This is a genomic window from Thermobacillus xylanilyticus, from assembly GCF_907165215.1.
Classification (GTDB): Bacteria; Bacillota; Bacilli; order Paenibacillales; family Paenibacillaceae; genus Thermobacillus; species Thermobacillus xylanilyticus.
This window is the reverse complement of the sequence record NZ_CAJRAY010000042.1, coordinates 38394-56550: the sequence shown is the minus strand read 5'-3', so window position 1 is coordinate 56550 and position 18157 is coordinate 38394. Positions and strand designations below refer to the sequence as shown.

General features: G+C 59.0%; 13 protein-coding genes. 6 read left to right on the top strand and 7 right to left on the bottom strand.

Going from position 1 to position 18157, the window contains the following annotated elements; translation table 11 throughout:
- The first annotated feature begins 427 nt into the window (after nucleotides 1-427).
- Together KJQ12_RS09075 and KJQ12_RS09070 are read left to right on the top strand one after the other, a co-directional pair.
- Complete coding sequence (locus tag KJQ12_RS09075) at nucleotides 428-2863, top strand: O-antigen ligase family protein (protein ID WP_213484395.1); 2436 nt, start codon at nucleotides 428-430, stop codon at nucleotides 2861-2863.
- Nucleotides 2864-2999: 136 nt separating this feature from the next.
- Entirely contained in the window at nucleotides 3000-4571 is a 1572-nt protein-coding gene (locus KJQ12_RS09070; RefSeq protein WP_213484394.1) for an S-layer homology domain-containing protein, read from the top strand.
- 62 nt (nucleotides 4572-4633) lie between these two features.
- On the opposite strand, the gene galE is transcribed toward KJQ12_RS09070, so the two are convergent.
- The 5 genes from galE to KJQ12_RS09045 form a co-directional block, all read right to left on the bottom strand.
- Entirely contained in the window at nucleotides 4634-5656 is a 1023-nt protein-coding gene (gene galE, locus KJQ12_RS09065) for a UDP-glucose 4-epimerase GalE (RefSeq protein WP_213484393.1), read from the bottom strand.
- A gap of 39 nt (nucleotides 5657-5695) precedes the next feature.
- Nucleotides 5696-7018 (bottom strand): UDP-glucose dehydrogenase family protein, encoded by a 1323-nt coding sequence (locus tag KJQ12_RS09060; protein ID WP_213484392.1) that lies wholly within the window; start codon nucleotides 7016-7018, stop codon nucleotides 5696-5698.
- A gap of 259 nt (nucleotides 7019-7277) precedes the next feature.
- Nucleotides 7278-8975 (bottom strand): glutamine--tRNA ligase/YqeY domain fusion protein, encoded by a 1698-nt coding sequence (locus tag KJQ12_RS09055; RefSeq protein WP_213484401.1) that lies wholly within the window; start codon nucleotides 8973-8975, stop codon nucleotides 7278-7280.
- Between the two features lie 132 nt (nucleotides 8976-9107).
- On the bottom strand, nucleotides 9108-10205 hold the full coding sequence (locus KJQ12_RS09050; protein WP_213484391.1) for an asparaginase: 1098 nt from the start codon (nucleotides 10203-10205) through the stop codon (nucleotides 9108-9110).
- A 26-nt stretch (nucleotides 10206-10231) separates the two neighbouring features.
- Entirely contained in the window at nucleotides 10232-10693 is a 462-nt protein-coding gene (locus KJQ12_RS09045; protein ID WP_213484390.1) for a glutathione peroxidase, read from the bottom strand.
- 335 nt (nucleotides 10694-11028) lie between these two features.
- Between KJQ12_RS09045 and KJQ12_RS09040 the strand changes: the two genes are divergently transcribed.
- From KJQ12_RS09040 to KJQ12_RS09025, 4 genes are all read left to right on the top strand, one after another.
- Nucleotides 11029-11571 carry a DoxX family protein gene (locus KJQ12_RS09040; RefSeq protein WP_015256645.1) on the top strand — a complete coding sequence of 181 codons (543 nt, stop codon included), beginning with the start codon at nucleotides 11029-11031 and terminating at the stop codon, nucleotides 11569-11571.
- A 181-nt stretch (nucleotides 11572-11752) separates the two neighbouring features.
- Entirely contained in the window at nucleotides 11753-12334 is a 582-nt protein-coding gene (locus KJQ12_RS09035) for a thioredoxin family protein (RefSeq protein ID WP_015256646.1), read from the top strand.
- A 28-nt stretch (nucleotides 12335-12362) separates the two neighbouring features.
- Nucleotides 12363-13160 (top strand): Nif3-like dinuclear metal center hexameric protein, encoded by a 798-nt coding sequence (locus KJQ12_RS09030; RefSeq protein WP_015256647.1) that lies wholly within the window; start codon nucleotides 12363-12365, stop codon nucleotides 13158-13160.
- Between the two features lie 177 nt (nucleotides 13161-13337).
- Entirely contained in the window at nucleotides 13338-14585 is a 1248-nt protein-coding gene (locus tag KJQ12_RS09025; protein WP_213484389.1) for an MFS transporter, read from the top strand.
- 514 nt (nucleotides 14586-15099) lie between these two features.
- On the opposite strand, the gene rbsK is transcribed toward KJQ12_RS09025, so the two are convergent.
- Together rbsK and KJQ12_RS09015 are read right to left on the bottom strand one after the other, a co-directional pair.
- Nucleotides 15100-16023 (bottom strand): ribokinase, encoded by a 924-nt coding sequence (gene rbsK, locus KJQ12_RS09020; RefSeq protein ID WP_213484388.1) that lies wholly within the window; start codon nucleotides 16021-16023, stop codon nucleotides 15100-15102.
- Nucleotides 16020-18155 (bottom strand): ADP-ribosylglycohydrolase family protein, encoded by a 2136-nt coding sequence (locus KJQ12_RS09015; RefSeq protein WP_213484387.1) that lies wholly within the window; start codon nucleotides 18153-18155, stop codon nucleotides 16020-16022. Before KJQ12_RS09015 ends, rbsK begins: the two co-directional genes overlap by 4 nt.
- Nucleotides 18156-18157: the final 2 nt, after the last annotated feature.

Below are 18157 nucleotides of genomic sequence, written 5' to 3'. Positions count from 1 at the left end.
GATTCAGGTCGGGCTGATGGTCTATCATGATGGAAGACACCTCTTCTGTCTGGTAGTGATTGCTTGTCACTCTCACTTTACCAAACGAAGTGGTGTTTTTCTATTTGTGCAAGCTGGCTATTCAACAGACCTTAAGCCCGCTCTACAATTGGTTTTACATTGATTTTCTAGGTGCGAAAGTTGAGTTAATTATTATCATAGTATACCATCTCGGCGTATTATTCGACAATCTGCGCGATAATTGCTTGATACATTCGTGACGTCAGATTTGATTGAGATGAAACCATTGCTTTGCTACAATTAAAATTACATGGCATTTAGCCTTTTAGGTGAAGTCTACCACATTTGTAAGTGATATCAAGTCCGTCTCAACAATAACACGCAACATTATATTATTATTTCAATTTTTTTGTTAGGAGTCTTCCGGATGAAAAACATGACAAGTAAAAAAACTCAACTCACAAATAACGATTTCTCAATTCTCCACTGGTCTTTGATTTTGGGCGTATCGATTTTTTTTATATTCTTCCCGTACAGCCGCGGTTTGTTTAATAGCTTTTCCTACGAGTTTGAGCCTGCAATTTTTGAATCTATGCTTTTTGTGTTCGCCTTGTTCTTTTTGATGATCGCGCGTCTGTATTTCGTTTGGAAGGTTGATCAAATTTCTGCCATCTATTCCGTCGGAATCCTGCTGATTCCGCTCATCTATTGGATTTCAACCTTCCAAGCCGCGTCCTATCATAATGCTGTTTTAATGGTTCTTGTGACGTCCCTGCTTGCATGTCTTTTCATCATGGGCTTGTACTTGGGGACGACTCCTCGCTCCCTGGATGTCCTGCAAACCATACTCTTGTTGTCCGGATATGCGGTCATTCTATATGGCACCGGCGTTGTACTCGGGCTGGCGTATACGAAAGATGCAATCTGGTTTACCAGTGGAACTTACCGGCTTACATCCGTGTTCCAGTACTCCAACACTTACGCTGGCTTTCTGCTTGCTTTTCTTATGGGAGCTATGTTCACAACCGTTAACGCCAAGCGGACCTGGATTGCACTGATGAATGCCGCAATGCTCACGCCAATCTGGATGTCTTTGATGCTCACGTATTCCCGCGGGGCGTTGATCTTCATTCCGCTTCTGGTTTTGGTCATTCTTTTCTTCTTGCGCCTGGATCGCCAGATAGCGTTTGTCATCGCATTTATCGGCTCGGCGCTCGTGACCGTCTTCACCTTGAGTCCGATTACCGAGCGGTATATTCAAATAGCCCAAATCGTGATGCCCAAGAGAGACGGCGAGCCGGCAAATTTATTGTCGATACAAAATTCGCTGGTATGGCAGACCGCGCTGATTCTGCTGATTGGATCGCTTGTCACTACACTTCTCATCTGGGGAATTCGCACCCGGTACTCGTGGTTAGAGAAAAAATTATCCGCGCTGTCCGGCCGAAAATTCGCCTCCTTTATTGTACCGGTCGGCTTGGGTGGAGCGGGCATTCTTGGGCTGCTATTGCTGCTGGGAACCGGGATTGCGAGTTCCATTCTGCCCTCAAGCATCGCCGAAAGACTTCAAAATATTAACTTTCAACAGCATAGTGTACTTGAACGGAAGACGTTCTATGTCGATGCGCTGAAACTGACATCCGACTATCCGCTTTTTGGCTCCGGCGGAGGCGGTTGGAGTGCGCTGTACGAGAAATACCAGAACAACCCGTATGTCAGCCGGCAGACGCATAGCTTCTTCGCACAGACGCTTGTCGAGATCGGTTGGGTAGGCTTTTCGATACTGCTGCTCATTCTATGCGTCATCTTCTTTCAATATTTGAAACAATATTGGCGGGAAAGACAGCAGCAGCCGAGCCATTTCATTTTCTTTATCTTGGCTTTCACACTGCTTGCCCACAGCCTAATTGACTTTGACATGAGTTACGTATATATAGCAGGCCTGGTCTTCTTCTCTTTGGGCGTTCTTGTGGCAGTGTACGATAAAAAGATCTCCTTGACATTACTCAAATCGAAGGTTGCTTCCCGCTGGCGCTTCTTGTATCATGGAGCCTTGGCTGTAGTAACTCTTGTCTTGATCGTGCAAGCCTACCAAGAGTATGTTGGGAGTCAATATTTTAAAAGCGCAATAAATAAGGCAATAAATGAAAAGCCGCCGCTGGACGAGTTGCTTGTAACACTTGATCAGGCCATTTCATATTCGCCCAAGCACCCGGCTTATCTTGTCACCAAGATTGACTGGCTGGGGCAAGCCTACCACCAGACCGGTGATCGTTCTTATGCATTGCAGGCAAAGGAATTAATTGAGCAGATCAAATCAACCGAGCCTTATGATCGCCAAATTATTTTGTCGGAGTACCGAAACCATAAGGACTTGGGAGAGTATAATGAATCGATAGAAGCTTTGGAAGAAGGCATCTCTAAATTCCAGTGGGATATTAAATTTTATGAAGCCGCGATCATGGAATATGCGGTTAACGGAAACAGTGTGAAGGACACTGATCCTGCCAAAGCACAGACCTATTGGAATCGGGGTATGGAACTCTATGAGGAGGTCCTGCATCGTAAGCAGTTGTTGATGTTATTGCCTGAAGAGCAGCTTCAGGGACGTGACTTCGACGTCACGCCTTTCATTAGACAAGCAGTGGGGCAAATTTTATTTGGGCAAGGTCGTTATGAAGATGCTGTCTCTATGTTAAAACCAATGGTTGAAAATGATCTGAGTGATGTATACAATAGGATTGGCGTTCGTTACTATCTGGCAGCTCTGTATATGCTGGGGCAATCGGATGCCGATTTACTGAATCGATTGGTAGAAGCCGGTCCGAATGAGAAAATGTATCTGGACTCGCTCTTACAGTAACTGCCAATCATTGGGGAATCTGGGTTCGAATCTATGAATAATATTCTGTTCCAATTCACTTCCATTTCGACAAATTGTGCACTATAATAGTGTTGTTCTTCATGAATGTAATTGTCTCGAAAGGAGGTGAAAATGAATGAAAGCATTGATCCAACGCAAAACTGCTGCACTCGTAGCGTTCTTCATGATCGCATCGATGCTGTTCCCGATTGCGGCTTTTGCTGCGAAAGGTTTTATGAACCTGACGCACAATGCCATCACCGGGAAGGTAACGGGCACCGTGTATACCGATACGTACCACGGTGAAGGTGTATCGCCGGTAATTGCTGTTTACGACAAGGACGGCAATCGCTTGGATACGAGCGTATCTGTCACGTACTTCTACCTCGATCCGAGCAACGGTCACTACTACTACAGCTTCGAAGTTGACGCGTCGACGTACGGCGCTACATACTTCCCGCTGAACCTCCGCTACTATTACGAAGGTGCAGCATCCAGCGTATATGAGGGCGCTTATGTGTACGCAGGCGTAGTAGTTCCTCCGATCTTCGGCGGCATTGGCGGTGGTGACACGAACCCGACTGACGGTGTGGTGAAAGCCAACCCGGACGGCACGGTTGACGCCAACGCGCTGAAGAAGGCACTGGAGAGCGGTTCTGCGATTGTCGAGATCACTGGCGAAGTTGCGAAGCTTCCGGCTTCCGCTCTGACGGTAGGCGGTGTCGTAACGATTGTTTCGCCGCTCGGCTCGTATGAACTGCCTCTGGACGAGCTCGACCTGGAAGCGCTGGCTGAAGAGCTGGGCGTTTCGATCGATGATCTCTGGATCGTCGTGACGATTGCCGAACTGGAAGGCGCAGCCAAGGCAGCAGCCGAAGCAGCCATCGAGTCGGCAGGCGGTGAGGCTGTATCCGCGATCGTCGATTTCAAGCTTGAAGCCGTAGCTGGCGACAAGTCGGTTGAGATCAACAAGTTCAGCAAGTTTGTGAAGCGTACCCTGAACCTGACGGACGAAGGCGACAACCTCGTCGCTGTGCGGATCAAGGGTGACACGGTGAACCCGATCCCGACGAAGGTTGGCGAGGAGGATGCTGCATTCTTCAGCAACTCCAACTCGGTCTACGCCATCATCGATGTGGCTCCGAAGTCCTTCTCGGACCTGCGGAACCACTGGGGTGTCAAGGACATTCACACGCTGGCGAACAAGCTGATCGTCAACGGCACCGGCGCTGGCAAGTTCGAGCCGAAGCGTGATGTCACGCGTGCGGAATTCGCCGCGATGATCGTCCGCGCACTCGGACTCCAGGCTTCCGAAGCCGCGAACTTCTCCGATGTCGCTTCGTCCGCATGGTATGCCGACGCTGTAGCAGCCGCTGCAGAATACGGCATCGTCAAGGGCGACGGCACCGGCAAGTTCCGCCCGACGGACAAGATTTCGCGTCAAGAGATGGCTGCCATGGTCATCCGCGCCCAAGAACTGGCTGGCGTTGAAGTCGTCCTGTCGAACGCGGAAGTCGCTGCTCTCCTGAGCGGCTACAAGGACGCTGGTCAAATCGGCAGCTGGGCTAGAGCGGAACTCGCGGCAGCAATCGAATCCGGTATCGTGAGCGGCACGTCCGCCAACACGGTATCGCCGACCGCATCGGCTACCCGTGCGGAAGCTGCTGTGATGATCATCCGCGTCCTGAGCAATGTCGACTTCATCTGATCAGCCGCCCTTAACGGCACAAAAAAGGAGAGACCCTTCGGGGTCTCCCTTTTTTTGCCCTTTTATTCTCCGTTGCCGTATCCTTCCGGATTCTGCCGCTGCCAACGCCAGGCGTCGGCGCACATCTCCTCGATGCCCCGCGTGGCCGCCCAGCCCAGGCCATCGCGCGCGGCGGACGGATCAGCGTAACAGACTGCGGTATCACCCGGACGGCGCCCGACGATCGTATACGGGATCTTGCGGCCACTCGCCCGCTCGAACGCGGCCACGACCTCGAGCACGCTGTAGCCGCGCCCCGTGCCGAGGTTGTAGACGTGATACCCGGGATTCGTGAGAATCTTGTCCAGCGCCTTCAGATGGCCCTCCGCGAGGTCGACGACATGGATGTAGTCCCGGACGCCCGTTCCGTCCGGCGTCGGATAGTCGCCGCCGAACACGTTCAGCCGCTCCCGCTGGCCGACGGCGACCTGGGTGATGTAGGGCATCAGGTTGTTCGGGATGCCCTCCGGGTCCTCGCCGATCCGCCCGCTCGGATGCGCCCCGACCGGATTGAAATAGCGGAGCACCGCGATCCCCCATTCCGGATCGGCTGCGTGCAAGTCGCGCAGGATGAGCTCGCCCATCCACTTCGTCCGGCCGTACGGGTTGATCGGCCCGAGCGGCGAATCCTCGGTGAGGGGGCGCGGCGAATCAGGAACGGCGTAGACGGTGGCGGACGAGCTGTAGACGATCTTTTTCACCCCGAACTGCCGCATCGTCTGACAGAGCTGGATTGTGCCCGCAATGTTGTTCCAGTAGTACTCGAGCGGCATCTCGACCGACTCGCCGACCGCCTTCAGCGCGGCGAAGTGGATGACCGCCTCGACCTTGTGCTCGCGGAACACCCGCTCGAGCGCGGGCTTGTCCAGCAGATCGGCCTCGTGGAACGCGACCTTCCGTCCCGTAATCTCCTCAACCCGCCGGACCGCTTCGCGGTGGCTGTTCGACAGGTTGTCCACCACTACGACGTCATACCCCGCGTTCAACAGTTCCACGCACGTGTGGCTGCCGATATAACCGGCGCCGCCCGTTACGATAATTGCCAATCCAATCAACCTCTCCCAGCCCTAATATTTATCACGATTTTACTTGCCCACTCCAAAGTACAGGAAACCTTTCTCTGTCATGGGCTGCCTTTCGTACAAATTCCGCAGATCAAACAACACTTTTCCAGCATGCAAAGACTCGTAACGGTCGAAATCTATGCTTCTAAACTCATCCCAGTCCGTCAGAATAACTGTTGCATCAGAATCGCTTACAGCTTCATAAATGTCGCCGCACCAGGCAATGGAATCAAGAATGTCGCGAAAGGCCCGTTCCCCATTTATACGACCGCAAGGGTCATAAACGCGAAGTTTCGCTCCAAGCTCGACCAGCCGGGGCAATATGACAAGGGCTGGCGACTCACGGATATCGTCCGTGTTTGGCTTAAATGTGATTCCGAGGATTGCGATATTTTTTCCGGCGAGGTCTCCCAGTCCATCCCGGATCTTGTCAACCATCCGCAGTTTTTGGAGTTGATTGGACTTGATCATCGCTTCAACAAGCTGCAATGACTCTCCACAATCTTCCGCCATCCGTATTAATGCGGAAGCGTCTTTTGGAAAACAGCTTCCGCCATATCCGGGGCCCGCTTTCAAAAAGCTAGGTCCGATTCTTTGGTCCAGCCCCATCGCTTCGGCGACCAGTTGAATGTCTGCCCTCATTTTCTCGCAAACATTCGCAATTTCGTTGATATATGTTACTTTCATGGCCAGATACGCGTTTGAAGCATATTTAATCATTTCTGCGGTTTCCAAATTCGCCTCTATGGTGGGGACCTCGTTCTTGTAACAGAAGCCATAAACAGCTTTCATGCGCTCAATTGCATGCGGGTTTTCCGCTCCGATCACAATTCTGTACGGATGCATAAAGTCTTGGATGGCCGTGCCTTCTCTCAAAAATTCGGGATTGGAAACGACATCGAATGGAAAATTAACACCTCTCTCATGCAAAACCTGATGGATCGTCTGCTTGATGGCTCGTGCCGTTCCCACCGGTGAAGTCGATTTGTTGACAATGACCTTATATCCATTCATCCACTTGGCAATTTCCCTTGCCGCATGCAATACATACTGAATATCCGCTCTACCATCCTCCTTTGGGGGAGTTCCGACAGTGATAAAAATAACCTCGCTCTCTTCGACCGCGACTCGAATGTCAGTTGTGAAATGCAGGCGTCCACACGTCAAGTTCCTCATTACGATCGGTTCAAGACCCGGCTCATAGATCGGAATTTGGCCATTGCAAAGCTTGTTGATTTTCTCCGCATCTACATCAACACAAGTCACGGTATGACCAAAATCGGCCAACAACACTCCCGTAACCAAACCCACATATCCGGTCCCGACAACGGCAAGAATCGGCAATTTGAACCCTCCCTAATAATAAGAATATTAAAAGTTGGAATTCAAGTAAATTTCATTGGTACAAACTGTCGGAGCAATATTCGATTCCTAATGTATCTTTCCTCGGCCATCAGACCGCGGGTTAAAATCATACCAATTGCATCATACTCTCTGATTCAGAAAACAGAAAAGGCCATAATCCGCACCCCTGGTTTAAATCATCAGGTCACGTTCAACCCCGAGAATTCGGATATGGCTCAATCAGTCAGATTCACTTTATTTATTTCACTTCATACGAGCTCTTCAGCGACACGATGCGGTTGAACACCGGCCTGCCGGGCGCCGACAGCTTCGGATCGACGTTGAAATACCCGTGCCGGAAAAATTGGAACTTCTGCTGCGGCTCGACATCCTTCATGTGCGGCTCGACGAACCCGTGCAGCACCTGGAGCGAGTTCGGGTTGATCCGCGAGAGCAGCGAACGGTCTTCCGCCGGCGCGGCGTCCCCGTTCTCCTCGCCTGCTCCGGCCTCGGGCTCCTCGTCCACGGCGTTCTCATCCAGCAGCAGCGGCTCGAACAGCCGGAACTCCGCCGGCACCGCATGCGATGCCTCGACCCAGTGGATTGTCCCCTTCACCTTCCGCCCCGTGAACCCGGAGCCGCTCTTCGTCTCCGGATCGTAGGTGCAGCGCAGCTCGATCACGTTGCCGCTTGCGTCCTTCACGACTTCCTCGCACTTGATGAAGTACGCGTGCTTCAGCCGCACTTCGTTCCCCGGATAGAGCCGGTGATACTTCGCGGGCGGATTTTCCATGAAGTCGTCCTGCTCGATGTAGATCTCCCGGGAAAACGGAATCTGCCGCTCGCCCATCTCCGGGTTCTCGGCGTTGTTCTCCGCGGGGAGCCATTCGATCTGACCTTCCGGGTAGTTCGTGATGACGACTTTGAGCGGCCGCATGACCGCCATCGTGCGCGGCGCCTTCAGCTTCAGATCTTCCCGGACAAAATGCTCCAGCATCCGCGGATCGACGACGCCGGCGCTCTTCGACACCCCGGTCTCGCGGACGAACGCCCGGATCGCCTCCGGCGTGTAGCCGCGCCGCCGGAGCCCGCTCAGCGTGTACACGCGCGGGTCATCCCAGCCGTCCAGCACGCCGGCTTCCACAAGCTGCTTGATGTACCGCTTGCCGATGACCGCGCCCTGGATCTGCAGCTTCGCGAACTCGTACTGGCGCGGCTGCGATTCCATCTCGCACTCCCGGATGACCCAATCGTAGAAGGGCCGCTGATCTTCGAACTCGAGCGAGCAGAGCGAATGGGTAACCCCCTCGATCGCGTCCTCCAGCGGATGGGCGAACGTGTACATCGGATAAATGCACCACTTGTCCCCGGTGTTGTGGTGGCGGGCATGCAGCACGCGGTAAATGACCGGGTCGCGCATGTTGATGTTCGGCGACTTCATGTCCACCTTGGCGCGTAGCACCTTCTCGCCGTCCTTGAACTCGCCCCTCCGCATCCGCTCGAACAGGTCGAGATTCTCTTCCACGCTCCGGTTCCGGTACGGGCTCTCGATCCCCGGCTCGGTCAGCGTCCCGCGCGTCGCCCGGATCTCTTCCTGCGTCTGGTCGTCGACATAGGCGAGCCCTTTCTTGATCAGGAGCACCGCACGGTTGTACATTTCCTCGAAATAGTCCGAAGCATAATAGAGGGCGTCCCATTCAAACCCGAGCCACTCGATATCCCGCTTGATCGCCTCGACGTACTCCACGTCTTCCTTCGTCGGGTTCGTGTCGTCGAAGCGCAGATGGGTGCGGCCACCGTAGGCGTCGGCGATGTCGAAGTTGATGATGATCGCCCGGGCGTGGCCGATGTGCAGGTAGCCGTTCGGCTCGGGCGGGAAACGGGTGACGACGGTTTTGACCCTGCCCTCCTGCAAATCCCGTTCCACAATGGTGCGGATGAAGTTCGAAGACGTCATGTTCTCCACTCAGATCAACCTTTCCGGCGCAAGTAAAACGGCTGGCGCCGCCGCTCGGGCAAGCGCACAAACTCTTATCTTACATATGATACACAATTCTCCGCGGAAAAATAAGGGGGTACGCGCTTCGGCTCACCAATCCCCGCCCTCGTGATGCTCAAAAAACACATTCCGTGCCAAGAACGCTTCCCGCTCCCGCACCGTCTCCGGATCCCGCCCCGGGTACGTGCCGTAGGCGGCCATCAGCTTGACCAGGGCCGCCTCCGGCACGATGCGCGCGAGGCCCCGCACGCCCGCCTCGGCGAGCTCGTGCGCCGAGCGGTAGCGCGCGCTGTCCGCCGCCTTGACCGGCGCGAGCCAGACGTCGATGCCGAGCGCGGCGCACCGCGCCGCGAACGCGGGCAGCGACGATTCGTACGCGCCGGCAGCCGCGCTGCACGCCGTCGCCGAATGGTACAGGCCGTGCAGCACCGCCGCGGGCCTGCGCGGCAGCCGTTCGAAGTCGTACAGGCCGTAGTCGAGGCCGGGATACGGACGGATATAGACGATATCCGTCGTGAAGCCGAGCCGCTCCGGCGGCAGGCCGGGCTCGCGCGCCGCGCGCAGCGCCGCCACGGGCGGGTTCACCGCATGCTCGTGCGGCACGAACCGGCCGTCCAGCATATGCCCGAGCGGCGCGCCGTACGGCGGCGCGAACTGGTCGTCGAACGGGCGGGCCTCCGCCATCCGCGTGCCGAGCATGACCGGCATCTCGCCCCGGTCGTTCTCGAAAACCGCATAGACGCCGGGCAGCGCCGCGTCCACGATGAAATCGACCGCTGCGGCGAAGTTCCGCAGCCCGTTGCTGCGCGGATCTTCGAGCGGACGGTTCGCCGCCGTCAGCACGACCGGCAGCCGGACGTCCGCGAGCGCATAGCCGAGCATCGCCGCCGTGTACGGCAGCGTGTCCGAGCCGTGCGTGACGATCGCGCCCGCGAAGCGCTCCGGCTCCGTTGCCAGCCGCTCGCGCAGGCAACGGACAAGCGCCAGCCAATGCGCCGGCATCATGTTCTCGCTGAGCAGCGTCATCGGCTGCGCCGTCTCGAAGCGGATCTCCTCCGCCAACGCCCCCGCCGACTCCCGATAACGCTCAAGCAGCGCATAGCCCGTGCCGCTGTCGACGTCGACGACCGCGCCGGTCTGCCGGCTGCCGATCGTGCCGCCGGTGAAGACGACCAGAATCTCCGTCACCTTGCCACACCCCCGAACGAAAAACGCTACAGCAGCGCCTCGATGTCCCCGGCCAGCTGATCCGGCGTCACCTTCGGCTCATACCGGCGCACCAGCCGCCCATCGCGGTCGACGAGAAACTTCGTGAAATTCCACGGAATCCGCTCATCGTCGCCGCCGGACAGATGCTTGAACAGCGGATGCGCCCCTTCGCCGCGCACGTCCACCTTCGCGAACATCGGGAACGTCACGCCGTAATTCCGCGTGCAGAACGCACGGATTTCCTCATGCGTGCCCGGCTCCTGCCCCCCGAACTGGTTGCAGGGAAAACCCAGCACTTCAAAGCCCCTGTCCCTGAACCGGTCGTACAGCTGCTGCAGCCCTTCATATTGCGGCGTCAACCCGCAGGCGCTGGCCGTATTCACGATGAGCAGCACCTTGCCCGCGTAATCGGAGAGTGAAACCTGCCTGCCGTCCAGCGTCTCCGCCTCGAATGCGTGCACCGTCATGCCGCGTCCCTCCTGCCTTTTTTACCCACGAGTCTACCATCCGCGGCGCACAGGGTCAAACGGGCCTCGCACAAAAAAAATCCGCCTATTGTGAAATTTTTCACGATATTTGTGATTTTTATCACATACTTTGCGTGCCATCCATATTACACTGAAGACGTAAAGAACAAGATCAATCATCCGCAGCCGAACCGGCGCGGCAAGCAAGGGAGAGGATCAGCGATGCAGCGGTCCCGGCCATCCACCGATCGGCAATGAACGAACATCCCGAACCGGCAAGTCGATTCCAATCGGCGTTTTGCTTCCGGATCAATCTTCATAAGGAGTGAACGGTCATGATGAAATTCTGGCGAGAAAATGTTTATGCAGCGGGCGCGCTCCTTCTGCTTCGGTTGTACATCGGCTGGATGTGGCTCGAGGCCGGCTGGCACAAAATGACCGGCGGGTTCGACGCCGCCGGCTTCCTGACCCGGGCGGTCGAAAACCCCGTCGCCGACAAGGCGACCGGCGCGGCGGTCTACCCGACGTACACGGCGTTCATTGAGCACTTCGCGCTGCCGAACGTCAAGCTGATCAACTTCCTGATCCCGGTGGGCGAGTTCCTGATCGGCCTCGGCCTCATCCTCGGCGCACTGACGACGGCGGCCGCCTTCTTCGGCCTGATGCTCAACTTCCTGTTCCTCTTCGCGGGAACCGTAAGCACGAACCCGTGGATGGTGCTGCTGGGCGCGTTGATCTTCATCGGCGGCGCCAACGCCGGAGCGTTCGGCCTCGACCGTTGGCTGATGCCGATCCTGCGGGCCGGCTGGAAGAAAATCTTCCGCCGCAAGGACACCCTCGGCGGCGGCACGACGGATGCGGCGCCCAAAGCCGTCTGACGCGCAAGCTGCCCTTGGCATAATCCATCAACACACACACGAAGGAAGCGGTCCCCGTTCGGAGGACCGCTTCCTTCGTCACCGCCGATCCCCGGCAGCTCAATTGAAATGTTCCGGCCCAAGCGCCGCATTACAAACCGCCGGAATTGCTGTATAATGGGCGGCAAGGAGGGTGATAACCATGGCTTTCACACTGCAGATCGGCGAGCAGGCCCCCGATTTCCGCCTGCCCGCAACGGACGGCCGCACCTGGTCGCTGGATGACTTCAAGGACGCGCGCGTGCTGGTCATCTTTTTCACATGCAACCATTGCCCGTATGTCATCGGCTCGGACGAAGTGACCCGCGCGACCGCGCTCAAGTATGAGCCGCACGGCGTCCGCTTCGTCGGCATCAACTCGAACAGCGAGAACACGAAGCCGGAAGACTCCTTCGAGAACATGGTGAGGCGCATGGAAGAACACCGTTTCCCCTGGGTTTACCTGCGCGACGAAACGCAGGAAGTCGCGAAAGCGTACGGCGCGCTCCGGACGCCGCATTTCTACGTCTTCGACGAGAACCGCAAGCTGGTCTACACGGGCCGCGGCGTGGACAATCCGCGCGACACGTCGCAGATGACCGTGAACGACCTCGACAACGCGCTCGCGGACGTCATCGCCGGCCGGCCGGTCGCCGTGCCGCTGACGAACCCGATCGGCTGCAACGTGAAGTGGGACGGCAAGGACCCGCACTGGATGCCGGTCGAAGCCTGCGACCTCGTCTGATCCGCGTGCATGGAGGGATAGCCGACCGATGCGCACGACCGTCGGGGACGTGGTCGCCGCGCTGACCGCGCCTGCCGGACAGCTCGGACAGACGGTGGATGAGCTGCTCTTCGGCGAGCCGGAGACGACCGTGACGGGCATCGTGACGGCATTCATGCCGACGCAGCGGGTGCTGGAGGAAGCGCACGCGGCGGGCGCCAATCTCGTCATCGCCCACGAAGGCCCGTTCTACAGCCATCACGCCGGTTTTGCGAAGACCATCGAAGATGACCCCGTCTATCAGGCGAAAAAAAACTTCATCCTCGAAGCGGGGCTGGCGATTTATCGGCTCCACGACCACATCCACCGATACCGTCCGGATGGCATTGCCGAAGGCCTGATCGAAGCGCTGGATTGGGCGCGCTTCACGGTCCGGCATCTGCCGGAGGCGGCGATCATCGAACGGGAAGGGACGACCGTCCGGGCAGTCGCGGAGGAAGTGAAGCGGCGCCTCGGCCTGTCCGTCGTCCGTGTCTCGGGAGATCTTGACGCCCCCTGCCGGCGGATCGGCCTGCTCGTCGGCTACCGCGGCGGCGGTGCGAACGCCATTCCGCTGTTCGAACAGGAACGGCTCGATCTTGTCATTTGCGGCGAAGGCCCGGAATGGGAGACGCCGGAATACGTCCGGGACGCCGCGCGGCAAGGCAGGGCGCGGGCGCTCATCGTGCTCGGCCACGCCGAGAGCGAGGCGGCGGGCATGCGCCTGCTCGCGAGGCGGCTTGCGGCCGCGTTCCCGCACATCCCCGTCCGCTGCGCGGACGAGGAACCGGTGTTCACCTGGATATAGAAACCATTGAAGCCTGCCGGCTGTCCGGACATTGTCCGTCGCCGATGCAGGCTTCGTCCTTTTTTGTACTGTATGAAAACATCCCCCGCAGCGCACGATAACCTTGTTTGTTGTGCACCATACCGGTCGACCGGATGCGGCACATGCCCGACAAGACCCGGAAATGGAGGATCCGGTGTGAGCCGAACCAAACGAAGCGCGCTGCTCGCGCTCAGTTCCATCCCGCTCATCATGACGCTGGGCAACTCGATGCTCATTCCCGTGCTGCCGGCCATCCGGCGCAAGCTGGAGCTGACGCCGCTTCAGACCAGCCTGATCATCACCGTCTTCTCGGTGATGGCGATCCTCTTCATCCCGCCCGCGGGCTGGCTGTCGGACCGGATCGGCCGGAAGCGCGTCATCCTCCCGTGCCTCGCCCTGGCCGGCATCGGCGGCGCCGTCTGCACCGCCGCCATCATCTGGCTCAAGCACCCGTACCCGTACCTGCTGGCCGGACGAATTCTGCAGGGCATCGGCGCCGCCGGAGCGGCGCCCATCGTCATGCCGCTCGTCGGCGACATGTTCAAGAGCAAGGAACAGGTGAGCGAAGGTCTCGGCCTGATCGAAACCTCGAATACCTTCGGCAAAGTGCTCAGCCCGATCATCGGCTCCGTCCTCGCGATGCTGGCCTGGTACGCGCCGTTTGCGGCCATTCCGGTCTTCGCGGCGGTCGCGGTGCTGCTGGTGGCCCTGCTGGTCCGCGCACCCGCGAAGAAGGACGAGCCGCAGCCGCTGCCGGCGTTTCTGCGCACGCTGCGGCGCATCTTCCGGCAGAAAGGGCGGTGGCTCTTCGCCGTCTTCGCCCTTGGCGGGCTCGGCATGTTCATCCTGTTCGCCAGCCTCGTCCACCTGTCGGATGCCCTCGAGGACCAGCTCGGACTGGACGGCGTGTGGAAAGGCGCCGTGCTCGCCCTCCCGCTCGCCGTGCTCTGCACGGCCTCCTACGTCACGGGCAAGCTGATCGGCGAGCGGAAACGCCGCATGAAGGTGATCGCCACGGCCGGCTTTGCGCTGTCGGCCTGCGCGACGGGCGCCTGCGCCGCCGCGGACGGCATCTGGTTGCAGCTTGCCCTGTTCAGCGCCGCCGGCCTCGGCATCGGCGCCGCCCTGCCCTGCCTCGACGCTTTCATCACCGAAGGGATCGATGAGGCGCATCGCGGCACCGTCGGCTCGTTCTACAGCAGCATGCGCTTTGCGGGCGTCGCCCTCGGTCCGCCGGCCGCCTCGCTGCTCGGCCGGCCGAACGCCGATCCGCTGTTCTGGTGCCTGGCGGGAGCCGGAGCCGTCTCGGCGCTCGTGGCGTGGCTCGCCATCCGCCCGGGCGAGCCGAATCCCCGCGTGTACACGGGGCCGCGGCTCGTCGGCCGGCCTTCGCCCAGCCGCTGAACCGGCAGCCATCCGGCTTGAAAAAAGTTTCAAATTGTCATGAGCTTCTAAGTATGTTATGTTATTGGAAGGTCAATGATAAAAGAAGGCCCGGGCGAAAGCCCAGGCCTTTTTCCCGGCGGACGCCGGCATACAACCTCATCCTGGACGGGAGTCAACGCTTCCCCCGGATGGAAATCGGAAGAAAGTGACCGTCAACCTTGGCAGGGGACCGGTTACTTTCTTTTTTTGTCATGGTGGTCGAAAATGAACCTCAGCAGCGTCAACAGGAACGTGCCGAAAGCCATCATCGCCATGACAAATTGGAAAAGTGTCCATAGCATCACCTCCTCGGCGCCGGACAGACGCCTTGGGTGCCGGTCGCCGCCGGACCGGAGGAAGATGCAACTCCCAACCAAGGCCACCTCCCTTCACGGTCAAAGAAGGGAAATGTCAGGTTGTACTTTTATTAATATGCATTATTTCCTGTTATTAGTCTAGCTCTTCAAAAATAACCGAACGTATATTCTTCCTTTTATTTCCTGATCGACCCGGACAGCAGCCGCTCCACCTCGTCCCGGGACGGAATCGAAGCCTGCGCACCATGCCGGGTAACGGCCAACGCCGAAGCGGCCGCCGCAAACCTGAGCGCTTCCATCACCGGCTTCCCTTCGCTTGACGCCGCCGCCATGGCGCCGATGAACGTGTCGCCCGCCGCCGTCGTGTCCACCGCCCGGACCTTGAAGGCCGGCACATGGACGGATTCGCCGTCCCGGCCGGCCCGGACGCAGCCTTTGTCGCCGAGGGTGACGACCACCTGCGTCACGCCGGCCTCAAGCAGCCGCCCGGCCGCCCGCTCCGCATCCTCCGCGCCGGACACTTTCGCGCCCGTGATCACCTCGATCTCCGTCTCGTTCAGGATGCACGTATGGATCAATGGCAGCAGCGACGGCTCCGGTTTCACGGCCGGCGCGGGATTGAACCAGACGGGAACGCCCCTCCGCTTCGCCTCCCGCATGACCGCCGCGGTGGTCTCCCGGTCGATTTCATTTTGCAGCAGGACGGCATGGGCTTCGTCCCAGGCGATCCGCCCCTCAATCTCGCCGAACGCGAACGCTTTGTTGCTTCCGCCGGCCAGCACGATATGGTTCTCGCCCGACCGGTCCACCGTGATGATCGCCAGCCCCGAATGGCCTTCCTTGCGCAGAATGCCCGCGGTATCCACGCCGCTGCCCGCCAGATTGTCGATCAGCGTCTGCGCGAAGCTGTCCGTGCCGACCGCACCGACCATCTGCACGCTGGCGCCGCTGCGGGCGGCCGCCACGGCCTGATTGGCCCCCTTGCCGCCCGGCTGGTAGCCGACGCCCAGACTGTGGATCGTTTCCCCGGGCCGCGGGAAAGCCTCGACATTCGTCACCAGATCCATATTGATGCTGCCGACGACGACGATCTTCTTCATCGTTCCATCCCGTCCTGTACGGTAAATGATATGACGCGGAATTCGCCGACGCTGCCCGCGGCATCCCTCAGCGAGGCAACGCCGTACATGCCGTGCGCGTATTGCGCGTCCTCCGCCTCCACCACCAGCTTATCATCCACGTACAATTTCAGGGAAGCGCCCCGGACGATCATTTTCAAGGCATAGGTCCGGCCGTGCTCCCAGGGGAAGCTCGCCGACGCCAGCTCCGTCCAGCCGAAATCGTTCTTCCGGATCGACACGGTGCCCTCCTCCGCCAAGCCCAGCCAGTAGCAGCGCTCGATGCCGAGCGCCCGGGCGACGAACCCGTGGGACTCGCCGGACAGCGGCGTAAATTCGGCTTCGGCCTCCACGTCCCGCGCGTAATAATTCCCCGTGAACGCGGCGGCGTTCCCCTCGACGGCATAGTGCAGCGCGCCGTCCTTCAGGCTCCACTCCCCGCGATGCTGGGCCATCGGCGTCACCGAGGTGAATTCGACCGCCTGCTTGCGCCAGTCGATCGCGTACCCGCCGCCGCCGTACACGCGCATCCGTCCGATATACAGCGCGCCGAACGCGCGGGATGCGGCCGTCGACGTCGGCGAGTCGATCATGAAGCCGACTTCGTCCGCGAAGCTTCCCGCAAGCGGCGGAACCACGAAGCTCAGCGTGTTCCACTCGCCACGGACCAGCTCCACGGCCTCGAGCAACACATCCTCCTTCGTATACGTATCGCGGACATACGGCGTGATCCGCAGCGGCGCGCCCTCCCACTGGTCCAGCCAGAGCTTGAACTCCACCGTCTGGCCGCTGTACACTTGCGGCGCGAACGTCGGCTTGTATTTCTCATCGTTGAAGTCCTCGCGCCGGTAATAAGGCTTGTAGCAGATCTTGCTGCTTTCGACATTGGTGATGCGGTCGAACACGATTTCCAGCGATCCGCCGCTCTCCCCGTACCGGACGCGCCGCGAATGTCGGATGACCGGCGTCTTGAACGGATTGCTCGTGCGGATGCCGTGCGTCGAGCCCGGCAGATCGAAATCGAAGTACAGCTCGCCGAACCGGACGCCGTTCGCCAGCTTCCGCGGCGGTTCCAGGCCGTGCAGCCGGCAAGACAGCAGCGCCAGCTCCTTGCAGAACGTCGGCAGATCGACGATGTTCAGATAGCCCGACACGCTGCTTGCGACGATGCAATCGTTGATCGGCTTCCGGTAATGCCCGGGAATGCCCGCAAGACCGCACAGCACGCCCGCGATCGTGCCGACGTTGCCCGCATTGCAGTCGGTGTCCCAGCCGCACATCGTCGCGATCTCCACCGTCCGGGCAAAATCGCCCCCGCCGTACAGCAAGGCCAGCACGCACACCCCAGCGTTCGGGATGATGTGGCAGACGCCGCCGTATTTGTCGTAGCCCCATTCCGTCTCCAGGAACCGGCGGCACGCCCGCCAATCGTGCGGATGCCGGTCGTGGAAGTCCATCACCGCGCGCACCACCTGCGCGTACAGCGAATCCGCGGGAATCATGCCCAGGGCCGCCTCCACCACCTCATCGACGCTGTCCGCTTCGAACGCCTTCGCGATGCAGGCCGCAATGAAGCGCGCCCCGTACAGGCCGTTGCGGTCGTGCGACACGCTGGCCGCCCGCTCCGCGTAAAGCGCCGCCTTCTCCATGTTCCCCGGCCACAGCAGCCCCCACACGTCGACGAAAATCTGCCCGCCGATCTGCTCCGCCAATATCTCCCCGTTCACGGCGATCGAACCCGATGCCGGCGCTTCGATGCCCTTGCGAAGGTTCACGTAGGCCGTATGCTCGGTGCTGACGCCCACGCCGCCCCACCAGAACATGCCGACGCCTTCCCGCGCGTAATTCAGCCACGCCCGCGCCACATCCTGCGCGGTCAGCTCGCGGTCCACGGCATCGTCATACAGCGCCCGAATAAAAAAAATGGGGCCGTTCGCGTCATCATCGGCGGAAAAGGTGCGATACGGCTTCACATAATCCCGAATGTCCCCGTAGACCCGCTCGATGCGCTCGAAGGTCCACACCTCCGGCTCGACGGGCGCGCCAAGGCGGATGCCGATATTCATGCCGAGAAATCCCGCGTACACCCGCTCCAGATAATTCGCTGGCAACATCA

Excerpts from the sequence above, each read along its gene's own strand:
- KJQ12_RS09015 (WP_213484387.1), bottom strand. The coding sequence starts at position 18,155 with ATGTTGCCAGCGAATTATCTGGAGCGGGTGTACGCGGGATTTCTCGGC.
- KJQ12_RS09040 (WP_015256645.1), top strand. The coding sequence starts at position 11,029 with ATGATGAAATTCTGGCGAGAAAATGTTTATGCAGCGGGCGCGCTCCTT.
- rbsK (WP_213484388.1), bottom strand. The coding sequence starts at position 16,023 with ATGAAGAAGATCGTCGTCGTCGGCAGCATCAATATGGATCTGGTGACG.
- KJQ12_RS09070 (WP_213484394.1), top strand. The coding sequence starts at position 3,000 with ATGAAAGCATTGATCCAACGCAAAACTGCTGCACTCGTAGCGTTCTTC.
- KJQ12_RS09055 (WP_213484401.1), bottom strand. The coding sequence starts at position 8,975 with ATGACGTCTTCGAACTTCATCCGCACCATTGTGGAACGGGATTTGCAG.
- KJQ12_RS09045 (WP_213484390.1), bottom strand. The coding sequence starts at position 10,693 with ATGACGGTGCACGCATTCGAGGCGGAGACGCTGGACGGCAGGCAGGTT.
- KJQ12_RS09030 (WP_015256647.1), top strand. The coding sequence starts at position 12,363 with ATGCGCACGACCGTCGGGGACGTGGTCGCCGCGCTGACCGCGCCTGCC.
- KJQ12_RS09075 (WP_213484395.1), top strand. The coding sequence starts at position 428 with ATGAAAAACATGACAAGTAAAAAAACTCAACTCACAAATAACGATTTC.
- KJQ12_RS09035 (WP_015256646.1), top strand. The coding sequence starts at position 11,753 with ATGGCTTTCACACTGCAGATCGGCGAGCAGGCCCCCGATTTCCGCCTG.